The sequence below is a fragment of the Bartonella sp. AA86SXKL genome (assembly GCF_042196885.1).
Window position 1 is genome coordinate 1 of record NZ_JBHIRE010000446.1, and the last position, 320, is coordinate 320.

The following is a 320-nucleotide window of genomic DNA, read 5'->3' on the forward strand; positions in this document are numbered from 1 at the left end:
ATCTTCGAGGGAAAAACTCCGTGATGAGGGTTTGCGAATTGTCATACTGATGGTGTTTTTTTCTACCGCAGGGGGAATAACAATTTGAATACGCTCATTGCCTGGTAAGGTGGCTGATAATATTGGATTTTTTTCCGATATATTTTGCTTAGAATAAGACGCTACAACTTTAGCAATTCCCATAAGCTCATTAAATGACAGAGCTGGTGTTTCTATGGTTTTCCATCCCTCAACCCCTTCTGTCATTACTTGATAGGGACGATTGATGACAATTTCAAAAAGATTTTCATCTTTTAGAAAGGTACTGATAGGTTCTAGTT

At 37.8% G+C, this 320-nt stretch carries 1 pseudogene; it reads right to left on the reverse strand.

The annotated features are described in order from the left end of the window. A pseudogene (locus ACFIO5_RS12550) lies at nt 1-320 on the reverse strand (P-type DNA transfer ATPase VirB11); the annotation flags it as partial.